We start from the raw sequence: 23,425 nt of genomic DNA on the forward strand, positions 1-23,425 counted from the left end.
AATTTTATACTGTTGATAAGTTGAGCATGAATAAAAATACTACCTGCAAGGATTAACAATTATCCTCTTTCTTAAAACATACGCCCCTTATCCACAGGATTAATTTTTTATTAAATTCATCACCCAAAAAAATTCTTTTAAAGAAATGCCTTCTCCACTCTGTAAGTGCGCATTATTGTCATTGATCCTACTGATATCTGGTTTACCAATGTATGCTCAGCGCAATCCTGTTCAATACGACTATTACAAAACAATTATAGGCCGGATAGATCCTTATAATGATATTAACTATTACAGGTTCTCTAATGGAAGATCCAAAATATTTATGAACGTCTACGAAGCAGATCAGCATTTTATCGACAGTAATACTTTAATATTCCAGCGAACCCCTTCGAGACTACTGATTGAATACAGTAAGCAGAATAATAACGAATGGCAATTATTCTGGCAGATAAAAAATAATATACCTATAACGGCTTCAATGATTGATACCCTTTATCTGGATTCACTTGCCCAAAAGCAAGGACCCAACTGGGTTATCCCATATCAATTACATTTTGAAAATTCTTACATTCAATACATAAAATTCCCCGGTGAAGGACTTCCGGACAAATCACCTCATACTTCAAATCGCAATCACCCAAAAATACTTTTTCAAAAACCTGTAACATTTAAGCAGTGTACCTTCACCAGTCTATATTTCAGGAATGTCATTTTTAATGATGATGTTACTTTCCTAAACAATTTTACTTTTGGTAGATTTTCAAATGGTGTCATATTTGACAACACATTGTTTAACAAAAAATCAAGAATTATCAATGATTACATCTCTCAGATTACCCATTTTCCACTTGCCGATGATCAGCAGATAACGCAGATCAGAAATAAGGTATTCACCTGGGCTGAAAAAGTCTTCAGCAATTTTTTTTCCGATCCATTTAGTGGTTTAAGAACGCAGCCAGCTTATAAAGCTAACCCCAACTGTATCTTCTATAACGAAGCTGTCATTTACAACAACAATCCATATTACTCATTTGATTTTTCCGGAGTAACGTTTAAAGGGAGAACCTACATTACCACCTTTTTCCGGGATCAGTCAAGATTAAAATACGATGACAGTCAGGCAGAAGACGCTCCGGAGATTGATCTGGCACCGGCTTCAAACATGAAATTCCCCATCTGCAATATGTCTTTTAATTCTGCCAATTTCTCACATATGACAAGTTTCAACAACCAGTATGTGAATAACATTGATTTAAAAGACGCCTTTTTCTCCGATACCTTAATGCTCTTTAATACCATCATTAAAGACTCGTCGAAAACCAACAATAACTTTTACTACACTCATCTTTCATCCGGCCTGAATATCATTCTCAATCCATCAAATTTCAATCTCTCCGGTTTTAACATCAATCCCGTTTCCATAGGTGAACTAAATTTTATGTATTGCCAAACGAATTCGGCTATCTCTATGCGTAGTAAAGCATTCCTGGAAAATGCCAATAGTTTCTACGATAAGGTGATCGATGACATTAAATTTACGTATAGCCGTAACCAGGACCTGGTTAACGAGCTGGAGAACAAGTATCGGCACGAGCAACTGGGCTTTAAAATAGTTTACCTCTGCCATAACCCAAGTGTAAAAAATCTACTTGAATTATACCGGATAATTTTTCTCGAACTCGCAGTAGGGAATGGCTACAGGGGCGGAGTAAACTTTCTGACGTGTTGCTTTTTAATCATTATCTTTTTCACTTTTTCTTATTATTTTCTCTTCCGAAAAACATTCATAGAATATATCGACGCTGAAAACGAAGAGAAAAACGAGCGTACCAATAAGAGCAAAAAGCGAAAAAGGAGTTCATACGACCCCAAAGATCACATCAAAAATTTTCTAAAATGTTTGTGGAAAAGTTTTCACATCTTTTGGGGTTACAAATTCAACGGAACATATTTCAGTTTTCCCACCCCACTGCTGATCTTGGTTATTATGGAATGGTTAATGGGATTCCTTATGATTCTCATATTTATGGTTTACATAGCTGCCAATTATCCATTTATCCGCAACCTACTCGGTTTATAGGCACAATTGTTTTTTTACGTAGATACATTGCGTAGCACGATGATATCTTGCCTCTGTTAAACATAATCTTACTATGCTATGAACGAAAACACTACAACACCCTCACGCCCTTTTGGCTATCTGACTGTTCTCAGGGAAGCGGGATTTTTCAGGGATTATGCTTCTCTTAGTAATGAAGCCCTGCTGGACGAAATACTGAAAAAGAGAAAGGATGCTTATTTTGATCTCTTTAATGGACCCACTTCTGAAATTCCCACCACCGACCATGGCCTTATTACACTGGACACAGAGAAAGTGCTTTATCTGGACATGGAAGCTGACGTATGCGCCGGTAACAACAGCTATACTGATCTTCTACTGTTATGTAACAGGATATCCGGAAAAGAAGATTTTATCACTGATATCCGGGAAGTATGGGAGAGTAACAGCGGCCCTATAAACGTTAACTGCAAAATCAACGGGCAGGAAAAGACTTTTACACCAGCCTATCAGGATGACTGGTATGATGATATGATACTGGGAGATGTACTTGTTGAAATTGCCGCCGCAACAAAGGAGCCCTATTACGCATGTCTCGGTCCTGACTACACCTGGGCCGGACAAGATATCGTGATTATCAGACTGACCACGGAAGAGAAAAAAATACTGGAAGAAAAACTTCAGTTAGTGCTGGAGCCGGTTACATCAGCGGAGTGATTTTTCAGATTAAACCGGCTGCTTTCGCAGAAGTTTTGTCTTTACGCCGGTGAACTTACAACAGCAGTTATTTCAATTCAGTGACTTCATAACTCATCAGCGTTCCGCACTATCCGAAGGGCCGATGCTGATGGACACCTCCGCCAATATGGCGATAGTCACGCTTCTTAATAAGTAGTTTTAAAAGTTGTTTTCTGCTAAAAATAGTGTTATAATAAGAGAAATATAATGAATGATGAACGGTAATGAAATCATATTGCGAAAGACAGAACCTACTGATTTAGCGTTCTTCTTTATCTTTCAGCTTGACACTGAAGCAAACTATTTAGCTGCTTTCACATCAAAAGATCCAACAGATAAAACAGCATATCTTCAGAAATATTCAAAACTGCTGGATGACCCGACTATAAATATGCAGACAATCATTGTCGGTAACAGTATTGCAGGAAGTATTGCAGCATTTGAGATGGAAGGTGAAGCAGAAGTTACCTATTGGATTGACAAAAAGTTCTGGGGTAAAGGAATTGCGACAAAAGCGCTTCAGGCGTTTCTAAAAAGCGAAAACAGGAGACCTGTTTTCGGACGGGTGGCATTTGACAATTTCGGCTCACAGAAAGTTTTAGAGAAATGTAATTTCGTAAAAATCGGTACAGACAAAGGTTTCGCCAATGCACGACAAGCAGAAATAGAGGAGTTTATTTACAAACTGATTTAAAATCAGTTAAAAGACCGCCTGAATTCGAGGGGTGAAAGATTAGTTTTTGTTTTGAATAGTTTACTAAACGACTGTGAGTGTTCAAAACCCAATTCGTAGGCAACCTCACTTACTGACAAGCTGGTTGTAGATAATTTTTCTTTCGCCTTTTCTATGAGTTTATGATGTATGTGCTGCTGTGCATTTTGCCCGGTGAGGGAACGCAGCATATCACTTAGATAACTCGGTGTTATATTCATCATTTCTGCAAGGTATTGAACGGTCGGAATGCCCTGGCTTAATGATTTTTCATTGTTGAAATATTCGTCTAAAATTTCTTCCAGCTTTTGTAACAGGTCGCTGCTTACAGCTTTGCGGGTAATGAATTGACGCTTGTAAAAACGATCAGCATAATTCAATAACAACTCTATCTGGGAGATCAGGATATCCTGGCTAAAATCATCTATCCTGCTGTTTAACTCTTCTTCTATAATCCTGAAAATAGAAATGATCGTTATTTTCTCACTTTCTGAAAGATGTAATGCTTCATTGGCCGAATAAGAAAAGAAGCCATACTTTTTTATTTTTTTAGCCAAAGGATAATTCCACAAAAAATCCGGATGGATCAGCAAAGTATACAGGGAGCATTCCCTAACCTCTTTATCGTTATTGCTGCCCCTAACCAGGTAGTGGGCAGCGAACAATAATCCACCTTCATCAAAATCATAATAACCCTGGCCATATTTTAATTTCCCGCTGAGTCTTGGCCGGTACGATACTTTATAAAAGTTCAGTACATGAGTGCCTGCTGGCAGCATTGCTCCGGCCTGAGTATTAGCACTATTGATCAGACTTATCAACGGATGTACAGGCTTAGGCAAGCCTAAGGTTTGATGTGCGTCTGAAATTGAATCAAATTTAATCCGGACGTTCTCTTCCTTTTTCATATTGTAAAATTATTACAATGATAACTGATAATGTTTTTAATTACCAGTTATCAAAGATGCTTATTTTGAATTACCCTGAGCGGAGTTGGAGACAGACTCCCATTCTTCCCAGATTGCCAGCCGTTCCGCATAAGCGGCCCTTACCAAAGGTAGATTGTGGCTACCGAGATTAAATCTCAGCGGCGGATTACCGCTATCGACAATCTGGAAAAGTGCCTGTGGTGTTGCAGCAGGATCGCCCTTTTCGGTATTTTTCAGTCTCTCTGCAAATTGTGTTTTATGCTCTGCGTAAATATCAAGACCAGCTGCAAATTTCAAAGACTCCTTGCTTCCAAATTCGGTAGCATATGCACCGGGTTCTATGATCGTTACTTTTATCCCGAAAGGTTTAACTTCCATCGCCAGACTTTCATGAATAGCCTCGAATGCCCATTTTGACGAACAGTAGTAGCCAATCACAGGCAACGTTGTATGACCAAGCGTACTTGATACACCAAGAATGTGCCCCGCACCTTGTTTTCGTAACAAAGGTAAGACAGCCTGGATGACCGCCAATGCACCAAAGATGTTCGTCTCAAAGAGCGCACGGACATCATCAGCACTGGCTTCCTCGATCATACCGACCAGTGAATAGCCCGCATTGTTGAGTACCACATCCAGCCTTCCAAAGTGAGCATGCGCTTGCGCCACTACCTCTTTTACCTGGTCCGGCCTGGTTACATCAAGCTCCAATGTCAGCACGTTTGCACCGTACTTTTCTTTGAGATCGGCGATACTTGCTAACGTCCGCGCCGTCGCGGCCACCTTATCTCCGCGGGTAAGCGCAGCATCGGCCCAAACGCGTCCAAAACCACGGGAGGCCCCGGTAATAAACCAAACCTTCTTTCCTCCTGAATGATCATTTTGATGTGTCATGATTTTTATGCTTTAAATGAACAACACAACAAATGTCAGCAGATACCGATTGTTACTTGTAGTGTAATTGAGGATTTTCGTAGGCAAAATGAGAAAGACGTCCGTTAGAAGAAGGCGTAACGTTCTCTCCGGTTCAGTAGCTGTCAATATGAAAGTTTTTGGCCCATCCAACCAGAGGTGCGCAGAAATTGCTCCCAATTGAGTGTATTCGGGTTCATTTTTCTACTCCAAAACAGGTCACGATCTTTTCCGTAATATTCATATTTAACTGCGTATTCCACCATCCCCAAAATCTCCTGCACTAAAGCCTCATTGGAACCAAATTCCGGAAAATGCTGTAGTAGCTCATCCCTTGTAAATGCAGCACTATATACCGCTTTCTTACCTGTCACCCGGATAAAAGTATCGACCATCTCCTGAGGTGAAATGATATCACCGATTACCGGCAACGACTCCCCTGCATATTTAGTTGGGTTGGACAAAATTTCCAACACGGCAGGGCCTGTAGCCGTAAGCGGATCAACAAATGGCGCACGGAAGTCTTTGGGTAAATAAATCGGAAATACAAGTGTATCGCCTTCCACAGCCGGTGTATAAAATTCAATCAGATTCGTGTAAAAGAACGCCATGTAAATAAATGAACTGGTGACTGGTAGCGTGCGGATATATTCTTCTACCTTAGCCTTGTCTGTAAAATGGGGCGCAGACAGTTCCCCACCTGTAATTTTATCTACATTTTCCAGGCTGCTGAAGATAATATGTTGTACTCCAGCTTCAACTGCTGCATCAGCCAGCTGTTTACCTAACTCGAACTCGTGGGTTGCAGGCGGGTTAATACTGGGCGTCATCATGAACACCCCTTCCGAACCCCGGAATGCTTCCACAAATTCATTTTTATATCCCAGATCAAGTGGTATACTTACCAGTTCAACTCCTTGTGCTGCCAGACTAAGCGCCTCCGGCGAATCAATGCGGCGGGTGATGCCCCTTACACGATAACGCCCGCTTTCCAACAGCGTGTATGCGGCACTGCGACCCTGTTTGCCCAGCACACCGGTAATAGTGATGAGCGGTTTATCTTGTTCTTTTGAATTAGCAATCATGCTTTTGATATTTAATGAAATATTTAACTATAATAATTATAGTTGCAAAGCTATTTATAGCATGGTAGCTTTGCAATAACTATCCATTTAGATAGCTATTGCAACGATATATTATGGAAATAGCATACAAGAGTATTTTATAGTCTCCAAACCGGCCACAGCGTGTCATTACAGCAAAATTTCCGTATCAACTTATTACAGGCATCAAAAAAAAGAAAGCCTTCAACTTTTCGTTGTAAGGCTTTCTTTTTTTAATTCAAAATACCTGTAGGAAATTATCATTTTTTCTTCGCCTTTGATAGCGGGTATTGAGCGGCAGATATCGCGAAACTAAAATCGCCGAAGATATTATTGTTCACTGAGTCGGCAGGATAAGATGCAATGGTGCTGTATTTATGACAACTATAGCAAGTGTTGGTATTCTGTACATAACTTTCAAGGATCGTATTGGCCACTATATGAGCGCCGCTCAGCATAGCGGATGTATTTAGCGGAAACGGAGCCTGAATGGGCGTTGTCTTGTCTGGCTGCAACGTTTGCGACCAGATAACATCTACCAGTTCATAATACTGAAAAACCGATTGAGGATAAAATTTCCTGATATTGTTTTGCATACTATCATTGATAGGCACGGCATCTGTCGGATCAATCGGGTTTAACCTGGTAAGCTGTATAGGTACTGGTTTTGCCTGCGACAGGTAATAGGGCGGCGAAGTATTCGGTGTACAGCCTACTGTTACAGTACCTCCTCCTTTCAGGTTTACCTTGCGGGGAATACAATTCGCGCTATTAAAATTATATCCGTATGGTGGGGGATCTTGATTGTTGGTGCCCGGTACATTATCTACCTGTTCAAAAGTAGCCCATACCCAGGTCGGTTGATTCTGTGTTTTATGCAGGATGTGCAAACCTACCAAAGCAACAGTTGTTTCCCTTAATTTCCCTGTAGCGGAATCAAATACAGTTGCCTGGGAGAGTTTATATCGCTGCCATTTAGGTGAATTAATGCTGTCCACTTCCATCCATGCGGCTTTTACTTCTATAGCGCCTACTGCGCCGTTATATACGCCTTGCGGAAAATTAAGCGGGACGCCGTTTTTAGCCGAATCATGCTGTGTGACGGCATTGTAATAACCGTTCTTGATTACAAAATCATAATAATCCTTATTCAGCTTGATCTCATACCATACATTGGTGTTATTTTGAGCGCCCAGCCAGTTGGGTTTGCCAAAAGGCGCTGCCTGATCGGGATCCAGGCCAAATGTGGTATCAAGTGCAAACTTGGTGGTGAAGGTTAACAATTTCGTTTTACCCGGATTCATCAGCAATCTTTGTGTTTTAAACTTGGCGGCATATTGCGGCGAAACAAGCGTGCCCCATGATGACGGCGGCACGCCTCCCGGCTGAAACAGCACATCTATTGGCATATATGTTTCCCAGCTTACGGGTGTAATATCTCCGGGGGGGGCCAAAATACCCCGAAGGGTTGACTGGCCAGTTCATGGAAATGAATTCCTGCCAGGCAAAACAATCCGCCTGGGATTGATTATTAAATGCCGGAAGGTCTCCAGGCACCTGGTTGTTGAATTTAATGACAATATTGTAAAGAGGAGAACTAGCGTAACAGTTGCAGGTGTTTGTTGACCGCGGCAACTGGTCATTCCTGTTTTTCGGTTTGAAAGCTGATGTGATGAATTGCGTGATAAATAAAACCGAACAGGAAATCATGAGGATGGTAACAGATCTGTTCATTTTTGCAAGATTTAAATGAAGTAGGGGTTATAATTCAAGAGGCACATATTAACCTATATGTGCCTCTCTCTTTTATCGATCTGACGGGTTGATGTTTCGCATCATGCTGTTGCGGATGATACCTTTAACAGCGCGGGCATAGCGGCCTGGCGTTGCTGGCCGGCATTGGTAACATAAACACCATGTTGCCCGGGGGCTGCATTGGCGCCAACAGAGACCGTGATATACAACGCTGTATTAGTGCTGGGTTGACTATTACCCGGTACAGCATAGTAAACGTTCTCTTTTACTGCAGTTACTGTCGCCTTAATATTGGGATCATCAAAGGTCACCGAAGGATAGGTGGCCGGTTGGTTCTCCTGCGCGGTGCATGTGGCCACAACCACTACCATGCTGGCAGATGCAGTACCAACGTTAATGACAGAAGGGACATACGTACTGTTACTTAATAATGGAATGGGGTGATTAACCGGATTAGGGACACTGATGTTATACAAAGTGTCAAAATAATCCTGATAGAAGAGTTGAAGCGGTTGTGCAAATGTATTATCAGGAGTGGTATCGCCTACCGGTTCATATCCATTGGGAATGGTACCTGCATAAGCACTGGCAACAATTTGCATTTTGAAGGTGTATGCCACCTGAGATCCCCAGTTGATAGGCACATTTGAAATAGTAATATCGCTTACGGTATAACCCTTACTAGCCGGCACTTCATACACGGCATGGAGAATAAAATTACCCGGTAATGATGTTCCATCCTGCGAAGTCAGCGTCATGCTGCCTCGTTTAATGGTCCAGAAAGTAGACGCATCGGTGCCATCAGGGGTTTTGTAGGCGGAGAAATCCGGCATTTGAATGTAGAGTCCCGGAGGGTCTGCGAGGGTCACCATTGCTCCGCCAGTAACGAAATTATTTACAGTGCCTCCTATATTAGGATCGCTGTTGCGGAAGCGCTGACCAAATTGGCCTACACAAATTAAATTATTGTAATCCCTCGATTGCCACATCGTATTTGTAGTAGGCGGCGGAGGAGGAGGGTTGAAGCGTTGGACGCCGGATGTGGTGGCCAGGGCTATCTCTGTTTGTATGGTGTTGGGAGTACTGGTCAGATGTATAGCGCCGCCTGCAGTGGCACTGGATACCGGTCCGCTGTTCCATTTGTTCAATGGATTGTATACCGGCTGATTGGTGACAGGGTTCACTATACCTGGTACAGATAGATCCTGCAGGGTGATCTGTGGTTTATTCAGGATAGACTGATACAGCGCCAGTACCTTGTTAGGGTCCACTTCCCACAAGGTGTTCCAGTATTCAGGGTTTTCGCAGGTGAAATCAATCCGCGTAATTTTTCCCTCAGCATTCCGGGTAACAGCCCATTCACAATACTCATCCTGCCAACCTCTCGGACCATAAGGGAAATAGGCAACACTCTGACCTGTACCACAAGGGTCATCCGATATTTGCCCGGGCATTATTCCGGTATCAGCCATTTCATACAACTTGGCCTGTGTTGCAGTGGGGAAATTATATTCCAGTCTCCCAGGGAAAGCCAGCCATTGAATATTGGCAGCATTGCTTGGTGGATTGTTGTCGATGGGGTTGTAATAATTTGTTGTTGGAGGCGTGTTGGTTGTATTCCAGGGATTATTCAACATGCCCTGTTGCGTGAATCCGTCAAGGTTGTTGCTCCATAAACTATTCATCATGCTTTGTTTTGTCTGATCATCTGCAAAATCCTGGATGTTTGCAGGTGTACGGAATTGAAACCCCGAGGTAGTAGAAGGGGCTCTTTTTGCTGGGGCTACTTTTTCTACGCTTTGCATTCGTTTAAGTTTTAAATGATTATTTAAAATGTGTGAGGAATCAGCGTACGCTAGGGTTTTCGATTATTTGAGGTATGAATGGGGTCCCGTTTGTAGTTACAAAAGTATGATATCAGCCGATTAAACAACTATGAAAAATATTTTTTACGGAGGGGTAATTTCAGTATATTAAGAATATGCCTAAAACGAAAAAAGCCTTACAACATTGAGTTGTAAGGCTTTTTCTTTCCGTCGGGGCGAGCTGGACAATTGTCGAACTCATTTCTACAATATCTCAAGGCTTTGGCGGAATTTGTAATCCATAATGAACGACTATCACAACCAGGAATAAAAAAAATAAGCTGAGTATCAATATGGCACATGATTAAAATTGTGACACATCCCAAAGTTATACACAAGTGATTGCCTTTTTTCCTTCAAAAGAAATATTGAATTATTGGTAATATAATAATAGTTATATATTGCGTCGCAAAATGTTATTATATAATGTTATTTAATAGTTGGGCCTTTATTTTACTACTGCTAGCAACATTTGTTATTTACTATTTGCCCCGCATGGGAAAATTGCAGGTCAGTATCCTGATCATTTCCAGTTTGCTTTTTTATGCATATGGACAGCCTGCTTTATTACTACTACTGCTCTGTTCTGCCTCAATAAATATTATGATGAGTTACATGACAGTTTACGGTTCAGTTAACCACAGAAAGCTGTATGTCACCCTTGGAGTCGTTTTAAATCTGGCTATTTTGGCTTATTTCAAATATGGGTCTTTACTCGCTCATACCTTTATGGATACCTCGAAAGGTTTAGGCCATTATCTTATCATGACTCCATTACCAATTGGAATTTCTTTTTATACATTTGAAGGTATCAGTCTGCTGCTAGATGTTTACTCAAACAGACATGCTGATGTGCTGACCATTGATAAATCAATTGGGAAACATGTAACTAAAACGCTCTTCTTTATTTCCTTTTTCCCACACCTTATTGCAGGCCCTATTCTGAAAGCGTATGAGTTTTACCCACAGATCAAAGAGAAGAGCATTAAGACAATTGACTGGGATTATGTATTCAGAAAATTGACAGCAGGGTATTTTTTCAAGATGGTGATAGCAGACAACCTGTCAAATTTCACTTTCTGGATGACGGCGCCATATTTTCAAACACTATCCAGTATCACCCTTATTGTAATGCTTTTGGGATATTCCATCCAGATCTTTGCTGATTTTGCAGGATATTCAATGATCGCGCTGGGGTTGGCTAAATTGTTTGGATACGATTTGCTGGAGAACTTTAACTTTCCATACATTTCCACTTCCTTTTCTGAGTTTTGGAGAAGATGGCATATTTCATTATCTACTTTTCTGAAAGAGTATCTCTATATTCCACTTGGAGGTAATAGAAAGGGGCACGTCAGAACATATTTTAACCTTACGATCACGATGGTTCTCGGAGGGTTATGGCATGGTGCAGGCTGGAGCTACGCAGTATGGGGCGCATTTCATGGATTAGCACTGGCTATCGAAAGACTGATCAATCAGACCTTCCGTATAAAAATTGAAAGCCGGATAGGCATCATTCTGAAGGGTTGTATGGTTTTTTCTTTTGTAACACTTGCCTGGTTGCTTTTCCGGCTACCATTTCATGACGTGGTGGATTATCTGAAAGCCATCGGGACGAACGTTCACGTGCCGAACAACCGTCTGATATTGGTTTGCATTATTATCTACTCTATGCCAGTAGTTTTGTATCATATTCACTACCTAATGCCAGCAGATTGGCGATTAAACAGCACAGTTAATCGTTATAAATATCTAGCTAATGCTATTATGTTGTTTTTGATCGCAGTGAATAGCGGGCCATCAGGCTCATTTATTTATTTTCAATTTTAAGTATTTATGATCAGGAAAAGTCTGCTCGTCTTTATAGTCATCTTTGCTGCATTTAATATTTATCTGACAGTCAGTAAAAAGCAGTTCAACGAATACCAATATCAATATCAGCTGAATGTTATAAGAGCACAGAAATATATTTATGATGCTGAAAGAAAACCATCAGCAGTAATGCTGGGTACGTCGCTTTCTGCATTAATGCATTTACCAGATAGTATATACAATCTTTCTTTGCCAGGCTTGAATGTAGCAGATGGAATAGAAGTTGTTAGAACAATACATACACTTCCCAAAACCGTGTTCATTGAAAGCAATTATTTTTTCCGTGATGGCAGTGAATCATTTAAAGACATTTTTAGTAATCGCATAAATAATCAATTAAAGATTTGGCTACCTGGTATGAGAGACCAGAACCAGCCGCCAAATATCCTTCTGAGCGTTCTGAAACCACAAAAGAATAAAGAAGAAAGACCAGCTCCTGAGAATGACGCTGTCCCTTCGCCTGCTCTTTTTGCAAACCTATTGACGCGGCAAGAAAGCATTTATAAAACGGTGGATACATTACTTGTCAATCGCGGATTAGACAGATTGACAGAATTTGTAAAGGACATAACTGCGTCAGGAGGGAAGGTTTGTATCTTTGAAGTGCCGGTATCTGCCTCATTAGTGCCACTTCCATTGACCACCGTAATAAGAGAGAAGCTAAGGGTCAGGTTTCAGCATCTGGAAAATGTTTATTTTTTAAATGCCCCTAAAGACCATAAATACCAGACAGTAGATGGTATACATCTGAGCCATTCCAGCCTTTGGGATTATAGTATGTATTTCAGGGAGGAAACAGCACGTTTATTTTCTGCAAAAAATGAATTAGTTCCATGAATTGCAAAGAGGAAATGAAACTCGCAAGGATTGTGAATATGTGCGCTAATAATCTTATTGCCAGTGGATCTTTATCGGTTAATGGGGAAGATACAATTATTCAGACCTGGAAAGCCAATAAAGGTTTTATGGTAGTTCGGTCTTCTATTATAGGTGATGGTAGCCCAATCGGATGCATTTAACTCCCCTGCTACCTTGTTAATAGATATGTTTATCCACTTTTAGCCCATTCGTAGCCCAAAAGTTTAAAAAGGTTGGTTTAGGTTACATTAATAGAATGTATTTAAAAATCACCATAAAAAAAAGCTCTAAAGTCGTTAATATTAAAGACTTTAGAGCTTTTTACTTTTCCGTCGGGGGAACGCGACAAATTTCGAACTTTTTTATTGCTGACCTTATCAAAATAGAGATATTCAAAAGTTTTCTATAAATCATAAACATTTAAATATCAATAAATTAATTTAAAAATTTGCTTCACACACGGAGTATACCTAACTTGTAATTATATATGGTTTCTTTTTTCGAAAAAATAATAGCGATACTCCATGAACTCAATATCCCATATATGCTTTCAGGTAGTGTGGCGATGAGCTTATACGTTGTACCAAGAGCTACAAGGGATTTTGACTTCGTCATACATCTTGAATCTAAAGATATTGACCGCTTTATTGCAAATTTTGAAAATGGATATTATTGTGATAAAGATGCTATACAAGATGCAATAAACCGTCGAAGCATGTTTAATATTATTGATCATGCATCTGGTTTTAAAGCGGATTTTGTTGTTTTGAAGCCTGATCCATTCAGGCAAATGGAATTCAGCAGGAGAGTGCAGATAGATTTTTATGGTCAGGTTGTCTACGTAGTTTCTGTCGAAGATCTGCTTCTTTCCAAACTTATTTGGATTCAGGATTATCAGTCGGCGATACAAATGGAGGATATCAGGAATTTGGCTTCGCTCGAGAATCTGGATTGGGACTATATTAGAACATGGATTAATAAGCTCAACTTAAATACATTTAATCTTCTTGAAGTATGACTGATACACCCGTTCATATAAAGCAATTGCAGCTTAAAATCTGGCTTTCCAAGTCTCCGATGGAGAGGCTTAAACAGATGATGGAAGATAATACAGCTTTAAATGCGTTTTGGGCTGCGGCTAAAAATCTCCCAAGCCCAACGCCTACCCATAATCAGTTAAAGTCCTAAGCTGCTTTTGTCTTGCTAGTTTCTTCTTTTCTTCACTTCTTTTTTCTTCAAGCTTTTTATGTCTGACCTTAAGAGTTTCATTACATATTGGTACTCCTGAATTTTCTTTGCTTTTTTGATAATATCCTGCCAGATTTTCTTGTAACACGCTCAGCAATTGGCAACTTTCCTAAGTTACTTCTTTGGGGGTTCCAACCTAAGCGAGTTACACCGTCCAATAGTAGCTCGCTCATCATATTATTATTTTTTTACACATTTTATATATCTGCATAACCGGCTCCCCGCCTCATATAAAACAACTACAGCTTAAAATCTGCTCCGATTGAAAGACTCAAGCAGATGACCGAGGATAGGCTTTGAAGACATTTGGAGCGGCGGCAAGGCCTGCTACGCATTATTTATCAATTTGTTCAGCAGCGGTGGAATTTCATCAAATTCATTAAACCAAATAATTGAAACACCAAGCTCCTTCATTATCTCCTCATTTAATTTATGGTGTTTGTCCAAAAACTCTTCCGCTGATTTTGAATCTGCGATAACCTGTTTTTTATCTCCACTTTTTGACTCAGAGGAATAAATAAACTTTTCTTTTGTCATTCGTCTCATCAACGAAAAATGCCTTGGTTTATCCAAATTTCTTGCTGAAATATCTAAAAGTCTTCTTAGGTTGGGATCAGTCATAGATAAACCAACCATTAGACAATTATATTCTCGAAGATTATTTAATTGAACCAAATTTGACCAATGATACGCTTCTGAATAAATCTGATGGTAACCTTCTTCTGAAAAAACCAAAGTGCTTTTATCAAGTCCCTCATAGCCGTTGGGATTTTCTGGCAGAAAACCATGAACATGATAAATTGGCAATTCATCAGGATGGTAATATTCGTTTTCCGAATAAATACTGTGATATTGGATTGATTTATTTTTTAATTGCCTTTCTAACAAATCGTCAAAGTTATATGTCACAACAGATCGAACTTTTGCGCCTGTTCTCTTAGGCATACAGAGATTAGAAATTGATTTTAGCAGATCGGAATTTATTTCTCTTTGTGTGTCTCTTAGTTGATATAAGTTTTCGGTTATGATTTTGGTAAATTCCCTCATCTCTGTTCTCTCCTTTGATAGTCCTTTTCTAAGGTACCTCGCTGCCATTAGAGCTGACGGTTCGTCAACTTCATTTAGGCGATTAACTATCTGTTTTATATCCTCTTGAGAAATAGATAACTCCTTTGCCAAATAGGACACAAATAAGGAGTTCAATAGTGTATTCCAATCAGGCATTCCGGCACTGCTCGACACTCCTGCTCCTAAAAAAAAAGCAAATTGCCCTCTATCGTATGAATCAGATAATTCTTTTAGACGTTCCTCTCTTTCTTTTTTCCAATCTCCCAAACTCTTTGAAACAGCAGTTTCAAGCCTTAAAGAGAATAAATTATTGGCAATAGAATTTGCTTGCTTTCGATGTTTATTGATGATCTTATTTATATCCTGAGAATCCCATATAAAGATTTCAATGGCTGGATATGTATTTGTAACTTGGCTAACAATTTTGGCCTTCGTTGGCGCCGGAATTGTTCGCAAGGTTACTATTAAAATATTTTTCACGCTCTCTAGATCATCTTGTCTTGATAGTTGATAAAGCATTCGGTCCACAAATTCCTTCATTGGCATTCGAGTGATGCTGTTGGTAATTTCTATCAGCGTTTTACCTTTGAAATCGTCAAACCCATTTTCTGCAACAGCATCAGCAATACCTCTTATACTATCAGATATAGCAAATTGCTTTTTCTCAGTTTCTATATGAAATTTTAGTAGATTAAGAATAAATGTTTCAAACTGGAAATAACTTCTTGGGCCATTTGTTTCAAAACTAGAAAGAATGTCATCTGCGAGCATAGTAATGATTATCTGTTAATTGCAATACTTAAATACTAAATATATGAAATATACCAAATCTCTCAAGCAATAGATTTTTACAAAATGTGTCTATCCTCCAAATAAACAGGAGGTGTACCAAAAATATTTTGAAGGCGCTGAGAATGGCATATTCAACTACCTGACTAAATCAAAAGAGGCTGTCTCGAACTTTTGAGACAGCCTCTTTGATTTTCTAAGTCGGGGAACGTGACAAATTTCGAACTTGTTAATACTGGATTTAAGGTTAATAGAGGATTTTGTAAACTTCAGAGAAAGATTATTCAAATAAGAAATGAGATATCAAATAAATTTAATAGCAATTCAGTGTAAGCATCGATGAGGGGAAAATAACAGAATTAAGGACAGGTACAGTGATACAACCTGAAGCTTGATTGGATTGCCTTAGGCGAGGCATTGGATCAAGCTATTGCAACAAGAATATTTCGAACAAAAAAAGCCTTCAAATCTAACGACTTGAAGGCTCTTTTAAATTTCCGTCGGGGCGGCAAGATTCGAACTTGCGACCTCCTGCTCCCAAAGCAGGCGCGATAACCGGGCTACGCTACGCCCCGAATCCCTGAACGGTCCACATTTCAGATCAAACAGGCGCTCTTGTAGCAAACCCTTTCTTCAAATGTGGAGTGCAAAGGTAGGGATTTGTTTTACATAAAAGCAAATTTTTCTAAAAAAATTTAAAAATCTTCCTGAAAGGAAACACAAAACCCTTTACCATTAAAGGTTTTAACGAATTCTTTCAGAGAAGATTTTTCGGAAAAAGAAGTTTATTGGGGCATTCTGATGATGATTTTTCCTTTTGTTGTGCCCTGATGGATGGCATCAAATGCAACTCTCATAGCAGTAAAGTCAAAGACACTGTCTATTTGCGATACAACGCTGCCGTCTTTCAACAGCTGTGCGATCTCGTCAATAGCGTTTTCCTCAGAATGTACTATGGTATAGGACACATTCAGCCCCTGGTCGCGGTAATGCTGCAATTGTTTGTCAGGGATAGCTGAAGGGATATACAGCACAGGAGCGCCAGGCAACAGATGACGGGAAAAACGGGTTGCTGGCAAACGACCTCCTAAGTCCAGCAACAGATTGAGCTGCAGGCTGGCTGCATGGTCCAGATCGAAGGTATCATAATCCAATACTTCGTCGGCACCGAAAGAAGAGGCCAATGCCTTGCTGGCAGGCTGTGTGATGGCTATCACATAAGCACCCAGATGTTTGGCCATCTGAACAGCATAATGACCTACACCACCAGTAGGAGCGGTGATCAGGATACGATCACCCTGTTTTACGGTATAATGCCGCGTGAGGTTCTGCCAGGCAGTAACAGCCGCCAGTGTAGCAGCAGCCGCTTCGTCGAAACTAATATTATCAGGCTTCAGTGCCAGATGTGATGCCGGAGCAGCCACATATTCCGCATAAACGTTACCCTGACCCGGAAAATTCACCATCCCGAATACAGCATCTCCTACCTTGAATTTTGTTACTTTACTGCCGACTGCTTCCACAATACCGGCCAGATCCCAACCCAGGATCACAGGAGACACCCCGTCAAACACAGCGGCTGCACTCGCACGTATCGTCTGTTCATCAGTGACAATTTTATAGTCTTCCAACGTCTTAACATCCACGGGGTTAATAGACAGGGCTACTGTCTTTACCAATACTTCTGTATTGGTAATAGCTGGTACTGCAATATCTGTAACTTCCAGTGGTGAAGCGGAATCCAGTTTTTCCAAAACAATTGCTTTCATCTTTGTAATTTTTTATAGCAACAAAGGTAGAAGCCGGCTTACCAATGGAGTGGTAAACAAAAGGGGAAAAGCAGTAACGAGATTGGACACCGGCTGCAGCATGGCAGTAAATATGTATTTTAGCAGTATGGAACAAATACATGAACCGTTCAGTATCAGCGTTACCGAGCTGGATCACTGGGAAAAACGAAACCGCCGCAATAATTTTTTTGAACTGGTATATATCCTCAAAGGAAAAGGAAAACAGTGTGTCAATTACAATCAGGTCCCTTACCAGGAAGGAAGTTTTTTCCTGCTGCCCTCCTCTGATTGTCACTTATATGACATCACAGCAACTACTACCTTTTTGTTTATCCGTTTCACGGCCAATTTTTTTTCCAGTGATGAAGAATGTGTGATTGATTTCGGAAAATGGTTCTGTCGCCTCAATTTCATTATTGGCAACTATAACCGCCTGCCGGGAGAACTGATCAGTAACGGCGCCGATAAACAGCACCTGGTGCATCTGCTGGAACTGCTGATGTATGAAAACCAGCGCAACGATCCGCATACACGCCGTATCATGCAAAGCACCATGGTATCCATCCTGGAACTGATAGCCCGCAATGTAGCAACAGCATTACCACCTCAATCCCTATACGAAGAAAAAAAATTTGCAGACTTACTGCTACATGTCCAGTACCATCTGCTGGATGAGGAGATGATCACGCCACAATTCCTGTCTGAACGATTCCATATTGCACCTACCTACTTCAGCGAGTATTTCAAACGTAATGCACGGGAAACCTATCAGGAGTTCATCCTGCGGTCCAAGCTGAAACTCGCAGAAGCCAAGGCCCTGTACACTGATATTCCGTTTAAGGAAATCGCATACGACCTTGGCTTCACCGATAGCAGTCATCTCAACAAAATGATGAAACGCTTTTACAACAAAGGCATGTCAGCAATAAGAAAGAGTGCTATGGCCGACGTTCCGGCTTGATCTTGTCAAAATCCACCACGCCGGTCCTTTTAGCCCATTCAAAATAAGCGGCCGACAGTTCATTGACTACCTGTGTCTGTTGCGCCGCCAGATCAGTAGTCTCTCCGCGGTCTTCTTCGATATTATACAGTTCCCACCGGTACTGCGGCCAGGTAGACACCAACTTCCACTTTCCTTTTCTCACGGCCCGGTTGCCCGCCCGTTCCCAGAACACCGGTTCATCACGGTGAATATCTTCGCCCCGGAAAAAGAGCCCTGTCAGGCTTTTACCCGGCAGCACATTGGCTTTTAGGCCATTATACTGTTGCGGATATTTCACACCGGCCAGCTCATAAAAAGTAGGAGCCAGATCAATCAGGTGAGCTGTCCCTTTCTCAATAGTACCTTTCCGGATATGCCCCGGATACCAGGCTATCAGCGGTGAACTGATACCACCTTCATACATAAAGTTCTTGAATGCGCGGAAAGGTGTATTGGACACATACGACCAGTTTTTACCCTGCGATTCAAAAGAGCCGGCAGTACCTACCGGGCCGGTGTTACGGCCGGCAGCAGAGCCGTTCCAGTGTGCCACATCTTCTGCCGGCGCACCGTTATCAGAGATAAACACAATCAGGGTGTTGTCATCTTTCTTCAATTCTTTCAGCTTGTCCAGCACCTTACCTACGCCCTGGTCCATACGGTCTACCATAGCGGCATACACTTCCATCTTCGCTTTCCACAACACTTTTTCATCGTAGGTGAGGCAGTTCCAATCTGGTACTGATGCATCTCTTACGGCGATGGTTTGTTTAGTATCCAGGAGGCCCAGCTGTTTTTGCCGTGCCAGCCGCTCTGTACGCAGGGAATCCCAGCCTATGTCATACCGGCCTTTATAACGGGCAATATCTTCTGGTAAAGCCTGTAATGGCCAATGTGGTGCATTAAAGGCCAGGTAAAGGAAAAAAGGCTGGTTGCTGTTGCGTTGTTCTTCCAGGTAGCTGATGGCATGTGCTGCTATCTCATCGGTGAAATAATAGCTGTTGTCTGCCGGATGCAGCCGCTGGTTGTTTTCCACCAGCACCACCGGATATTGTGATCCAAACAGCGGCATGGGCCTGGCATCGAAATAGTTGGCGCCACCACCGATGATACCATAAAACCGGTCAAAACCGCGTTGATTGGGCCAGGCCAGGCTGTCATTGCCTACATGCCATTTGCCTGACATAAGCGTATGGTAACCGGCTGTTTTCAGCACTTCTGCCAGCGTGAGGGATTCTTTATTAAGGAAACCCTGATAGGCAGGCAGTCCGAGGTTGACGTCAAAAAAACCGACGCCGGCCTTGTGCTGATACTGCCCTGTCAACAGAGAAGCCCTTGTAGGTGCGCAGATGGAGTTGTTGTAAAACTCTTTCAGCCGCAACCCTTCACTGGCAAGGCGGTCCAGGTTGGGCGTATGTATCTCCGATCCATAAGCACCCAGATCGGAGTAACCCATGTCATCTACCAGAATCAGGATGATATTGGGTTTCCTGGCCTGGGCATATATTGTGTTCACAACCGTCAGGGTGGCGAGGGCGGTGAATGTTAGCCATAACTGCTTCATTTTTTTCTCTTTTATGCTGATGTTATTGTTTTTTATTGTTGGATGGAACAACCGGCGCGCCTGTAGGACCAGCAAAACCAGCAGGGCCGGCGGGTTTTATCTTATCATAGTCTACTACATTGTTATCGTTGGCCCATTGTTCATAGGCGGCCGACAGTTCTTTCACAACCTGTGGTTGTTGTATGGCAAGGTTCCTTGTTTCTGCACGGTCATTGTCTATATCATACAGTTCCCACTGTTTGGAAGGATAGGAGGATATCAGTTTCCATTTGCCTTTTCTCACGGCCCGGTTGCCTGCTCTTTCCCAGAAAAGGGGCGTCGACCGGTCTATCTCCCGCTGGGAAAAAAACAAAGACACCAGACTAACTCCCTGTAAAGGTTGTATACTGAAGTTATGATAAGTAGCCGGATAATGAGCGTGACCTATTTCATAAAACGTAGGCGCCAGATCGATCAGGTGAGCTGTGCCCCTGGCAACGCTGCCACCTTTGATTTTAGCAGGATACCAGGCAATCAGCGGGGAGCTGATACCACCTTCGTAGGCACTGGCTTTGTAGGAACGGAAAGGTGAGTTGGAAACATGTGCCCAGCTTTGTTCCTGATAATCGTAAGAACCTGCAGTACCGATAGGCCCTGAGCTGCGTTGCCTTCTTCTGCCGGTAGGGATAAAACCTCCCTGTGCACCGTTATCGGAAATAAATACAATGAGTGTATTATCTTCTTTTTTTAGTGCTTTCAGCTTGTCAAGTATCTTTCCGATGCCCTGGTCTACGTGATCTACCATGGCGGCATACACTTCCATCTTTTTCTCCCACAGCTTTTTTTCATCATAGGTAAGACTTTCCCACGCCGGTACTTCCGGATCAGGGGCGATGGTGGCATCCTGGCGGATGAGGCCCAGTTGTTTCTGGCGGGCAATACGTTCATTCCTCAGCGAGTCCCAGCCAATAGCATAACGCCCTTTGTAGCGGGCGATATCTTCAGGTGGCGCCTGCAGCGGCCAGTGAGGCGCATTGTAAGCCACATACAGGAAAAAGGGCTGATTGGTACGATTCTGCTCTTCCAGGAATTTCACAGCATGACCGGTGATCTCATCCGTCAGATACTTTCCTGGGGCCAGATTGAGGCGGCGGTTGTCTTCCACCAGCGGCACAGGTGGCACCTTATCGGGATAACTGCCAATATCATAGTAGTTGCTGGCGCCGCCGATAAAACCGAAGAACCGGTCGAATCCGCGCTGATTGGGCCAGTAGATACTATCATCGCCTACATGCCATTTGCCCGACATCAGTGTGCTGTAACCCGCTGTCTTCAATACTTCTGCGAGCGTCAGCGATTCTTTATTGAGGAAACCCTGGTAGGCAGGCAACCCCAGGTTAACATTAAAAAAACCGATGCCGGCTTTATGATTGGACTGCCCTGTCAGCAGGGAAGCCCTGGTAGGTGCACAGATGGAATTGTTGTAAAACTCCTGTAGCCGCAGCCCTTCGGCAGCCAGCCGCGACAGGTTGGGAGTTTGTATTTCGCCGCCATAAGGCGCAATATCGGAGTAGCCCATATCATCTACCATGATCAGGATGATATTGGGCCGCTGTTGTTTTTGCTGTGCTATGCCCAGGTGGATAACACCAAGCATAACAAGGGTGGTGATCATTTTTTTCATCAGATATACTTTAAATGCGATATCAATAATTTTCCCAGAGCGGGTCCTGTTTTAGTTTGGGGTTAAGGTTCAGCTCCCGCTGTGGTGTAGGGAAATGAATATGCCGGGGAGCAGCCAGGGTTTTGCCAGCAGCTTTCAGCACTTTCACATAATAATCCGGTCCTCTTCTTACCAGATCAAACCAGCGCTGGTATTCATATACAAACTCTTTCCTTCTTTCCTGGAAAACACTGTCGCGGAAAGCGTCTGCATTGAGAGAAGGAGCCAGGTCCTGCAGACGGGCCACACCAGCTCTTTGCCGCACGGCATCAACAGCCTGGTAAGCTTCGGCCGAAGGCCCGTTCAACTCATTCAATGCTTCAGCATATATCAGCAAAACTTCCGCATACCGGATAATAGGCAGGTTTTTGGAAGACTCGCCCTGGTTACCAATTACAGCAGGATCATAGTATTTGTTGAAATGCGGTTCAAAGGTGTACAACTTCCCATCAGTAGGACTGAGCATCTGAGTTACAAAGGTGACAGCCTTACGGGCATCGCCTTCCGCAAAACTTTCGTATAGCCCTCCCTGTTTGTGCAATGCATCCGAATAATCACCATTGACGCCCGGCACTTCATTGGGGGCAGACCGACTAGCCAAACTGTTACCCTGATAACCGGAATTGCCCTGGAACTGCGCAGAGAAAATATGTTCAATACCATTCTTCTTCGCCACATTAAATACATCCGCATAATTATCAAAAAGCGCATACCAGTGATGATCTATCACCTCTTTACTTTTGGCAACGGCATTTGCCCAGTCTTTGCGGGTGAGATATACTTTGGCCAGGAGGCTTTTGGCTGCACCGGAAGTAGCCCTGCCGATATCGTTGGCGCCATATTCTCCGGGAGCAGGCAGGGCTTCCGCAGCGGTGAGATCGCTGATGATCTGTGCATACACGGCAGCTTCCGATGCTTTCTCCACATACAGAGCCTCCGGCGAAAGCGATGCTGGTTCATGCAGTACCAGTGGCACAGCACCAAACCATCTCACCAGATTAAAATAATGCAGCGCACGCAGGAACCGGGCTTCGTTGATCAACCGTGTTTGTACGGTAGCTGAAATATTTTCTTTCCTGATAAGCGCAATACGGTCAATCGCGATATTGGCAACATTGATAGCGTCATAGCTCTGTTTCCACAACTGTTCCATACGGTCGTTGGAAGCATCGTGGGTAAGCCCGGAAATAGCCCGTACATGGGCATTACGTGCCCTCGGCCCGGCTTCATAATCATCGGTGGCCATTTCCACACCGATCTGGAAAAGGCTGTTGTAAATAGACTGCCCCGATTCATACAGTTTTCGGTAAGCCGCTGTGACAGCTGCTTTGGCCTGGTCTTCATTCTGATAAAAATTATCAGTGGTCAGTACTGACTCCGGCTTTTCATCCAGTTTGGAGCAGGATGCCCACCCAATGGCCAGCATAACGATATATAGTATAAAGGCTTTTTTCATACATGTTTTTTGTGGTT

Annotated in this window: 18 protein-coding genes and 1 tRNA gene; 7 read left to right on the forward strand and 12 right to left on the reverse strand. The window is 42.4% G+C overall.

All coding sequences use genetic code 11. The annotated features are described in order from the left end of the window. The first annotated feature begins 481 nt into the window (after window positions 1–481). From DF182_RS10035 to DF182_RS10045, 3 genes are all read left to right on the forward strand, one after another. Entirely contained in the window at window positions 482–2,083 is a 1,602-nt protein-coding gene (locus DF182_RS10035) for a hypothetical protein (RefSeq protein ID WP_147243403.1), read from the forward strand. A 78-nt stretch (window positions 2,084–2,161) separates the two neighbouring features. Further along, the gene (locus DF182_RS10040) at window positions 2,162–2,779 is read left to right on the forward strand and encodes a hypothetical protein (protein WP_113615495.1); all 618 of its coding nucleotides are present in this window, start codon (window positions 2,162–2,164) and stop codon (window positions 2,777–2,779) included. 232 nt (window positions 2,780–3,011) lie between these two features. Next, entirely contained in the window at window positions 3,012–3,494 is a 483-nt protein-coding gene (locus DF182_RS10045; protein ID WP_113615496.1) for a GNAT family N-acetyltransferase, read from the forward strand. Window positions 3,495–3,496: 2 nt separating this feature from the next. Here DF182_RS10045 and DF182_RS10050 read toward each other — a convergent pair whose 3' ends face one another. The 5 genes from DF182_RS10050 to DF182_RS10070 form a co-directional block, all read right to left on the reverse strand. Next, window positions 3,497–4,420: a helix-turn-helix domain-containing protein gene (locus tag DF182_RS10050; protein ID WP_113615497.1), complete on the reverse strand. Its 924-nt coding sequence runs from the start codon at window positions 4,418–4,420 to the stop codon at window positions 3,497–3,499. A gap of 60 nt (window positions 4,421–4,480) precedes the next feature. After that, window positions 4,481–5,335 carry an SDR family NAD(P)-dependent oxidoreductase gene (locus DF182_RS10055; protein WP_113615498.1) on the reverse strand — a complete coding sequence of 285 codons (855 nt, stop codon included), beginning with the start codon at window positions 5,333–5,335 and terminating at the stop codon, window positions 4,481–4,483. Window positions 5,336–5,478: 143 nt separating this feature from the next. After that, window positions 5,479–6,438, reverse strand: a complete 960-nt coding sequence (locus DF182_RS10060) for an NmrA/HSCARG family protein (protein WP_113615499.1) — start codon at window positions 6,436–6,438, stop codon at window positions 5,479–5,481. 278 nt (window positions 6,439–6,716) lie between these two features. Beyond that, window positions 6,717–7,865, reverse strand: coding sequence for a cytochrome c family protein (locus tag DF182_RS10065; protein ID WP_113615500.1), 1,149 nt, complete (start codon window positions 7,863–7,865; stop codon window positions 6,717–6,719). 426 nt (window positions 7,866–8,291) lie between these two features. Then, the gene (locus DF182_RS10070; protein WP_113615501.1) at window positions 8,292–10,016 is read right to left on the reverse strand and encodes a hypothetical protein; all 1,725 of its coding nucleotides are present in this window, start codon (window positions 10,014–10,016) and stop codon (window positions 8,292–8,294) included. A gap of 555 nt (window positions 10,017–10,571) precedes the next feature. Here DF182_RS10070 and DF182_RS10075 point away from each other — a divergent pair. The 3 genes from DF182_RS10075 to DF182_RS10090 all read left to right on the forward strand — a co-directional run bounded on the left by DF182_RS10075 (window position 10,572) and on the right by DF182_RS10090 (window position 13,827). Then, window positions 10,572–11,909, forward strand: a complete 1,338-nt coding sequence (locus DF182_RS10075; RefSeq protein WP_211327090.1) for an MBOAT family O-acyltransferase — start codon at window positions 10,572–10,574, stop codon at window positions 11,907–11,909. Window positions 11,910–11,915: 6 nt separating this feature from the next. Beyond that, complete coding sequence (locus DF182_RS10080; RefSeq protein WP_113615503.1) at window positions 11,916–12,788, forward strand: hypothetical protein; 873 nt, start codon at window positions 11,916–11,918, stop codon at window positions 12,786–12,788. A gap of 508 nt (window positions 12,789–13,296) precedes the next feature. Further along, window positions 13,297–13,827, forward strand: a complete 531-nt coding sequence (locus DF182_RS10090) for a DUF6036 family nucleotidyltransferase (protein ID WP_113615505.1) — start codon at window positions 13,297–13,299, stop codon at window positions 13,825–13,827. A 144-nt stretch (window positions 13,828–13,971) separates the two neighbouring features. On the opposite strand, the gene DF182_RS32295 is transcribed toward DF182_RS10090, so the two are convergent. The 4 genes from DF182_RS32295 to DF182_RS10105 form a co-directional block, all read right to left on the reverse strand. Then, a complete protein-coding gene (locus DF182_RS32295; RefSeq protein WP_153259999.1) occupies window positions 13,972–14,145 on the reverse strand; it encodes a hypothetical protein in 174 nt (57 codons plus the stop codon). A 239-nt stretch (window positions 14,146–14,384) separates the two neighbouring features. Continuing rightward, complete coding sequence (locus DF182_RS10095) at window positions 14,385–15,896, reverse strand: SIR2 family protein (RefSeq protein WP_113615506.1); 1,512 nt, start codon at window positions 15,894–15,896, stop codon at window positions 14,385–14,387. Between the two features lie 518 nt (window positions 15,897–16,414). Continuing rightward, window positions 16,415–16,489, reverse strand: a tRNA-Pro gene (locus tag DF182_RS10100). Window positions 16,490–16,699: 210 nt separating this feature from the next. Beyond that, a complete protein-coding gene (locus DF182_RS10105) occupies window positions 16,700–17,683 on the reverse strand; it encodes an NADP-dependent oxidoreductase (protein ID WP_113615507.1) in 984 nt (327 codons plus the stop codon). A 127-nt stretch (window positions 17,684–17,810) separates the two neighbouring features. Between DF182_RS10105 and DF182_RS10110 the strand changes: the two genes are divergently transcribed. Continuing rightward, window positions 17,811–18,665 carry an AraC family transcriptional regulator gene (locus DF182_RS10110; RefSeq protein ID WP_161964111.1) on the forward strand — a complete coding sequence of 285 codons (855 nt, stop codon included), beginning with the start codon at window positions 17,811–17,813 and terminating at the stop codon, window positions 18,663–18,665. On the opposite strand, the gene DF182_RS10115 is transcribed toward DF182_RS10110, so the two are convergent. The 3 genes from DF182_RS10115 to DF182_RS10125 are packed head-to-tail and all read right to left on the reverse strand — an operon-like array spanning window position 18,643 to window position 23,408. Beyond that, window positions 18,643–20,250, reverse strand: coding sequence for an arylsulfatase (locus DF182_RS10115; RefSeq protein ID WP_113615509.1), 1,608 nt, complete (start codon window positions 20,248–20,250; stop codon window positions 18,643–18,645). The genes DF182_RS10110 and DF182_RS10115 overlap by 23 nt on opposite strands. A gap of 22 nt (window positions 20,251–20,272) precedes the next feature. Then, window positions 20,273–21,913 (reverse strand): arylsulfatase, encoded by a 1,641-nt coding sequence (locus DF182_RS10120; protein WP_113615510.1) that lies wholly within the window; start codon window positions 21,911–21,913, stop codon window positions 20,273–20,275. Between the two features lie 22 nt (window positions 21,914–21,935). Beyond that, window positions 21,936–23,408: a RagB/SusD family nutrient uptake outer membrane protein gene (locus DF182_RS10125; protein ID WP_113615511.1), complete on the reverse strand. Its 1,473-nt coding sequence runs from the start codon at window positions 23,406–23,408 to the stop codon at window positions 21,936–21,938. Window positions 23,409–23,425: the final 17 nt, after the last annotated feature.

Source organism: Chitinophaga flava, assembly GCF_003308995.1.
Lineage (GTDB): Bacteria > Bacteroidota > Bacteroidia > Chitinophagales > Chitinophagaceae > Chitinophaga > Chitinophaga flava.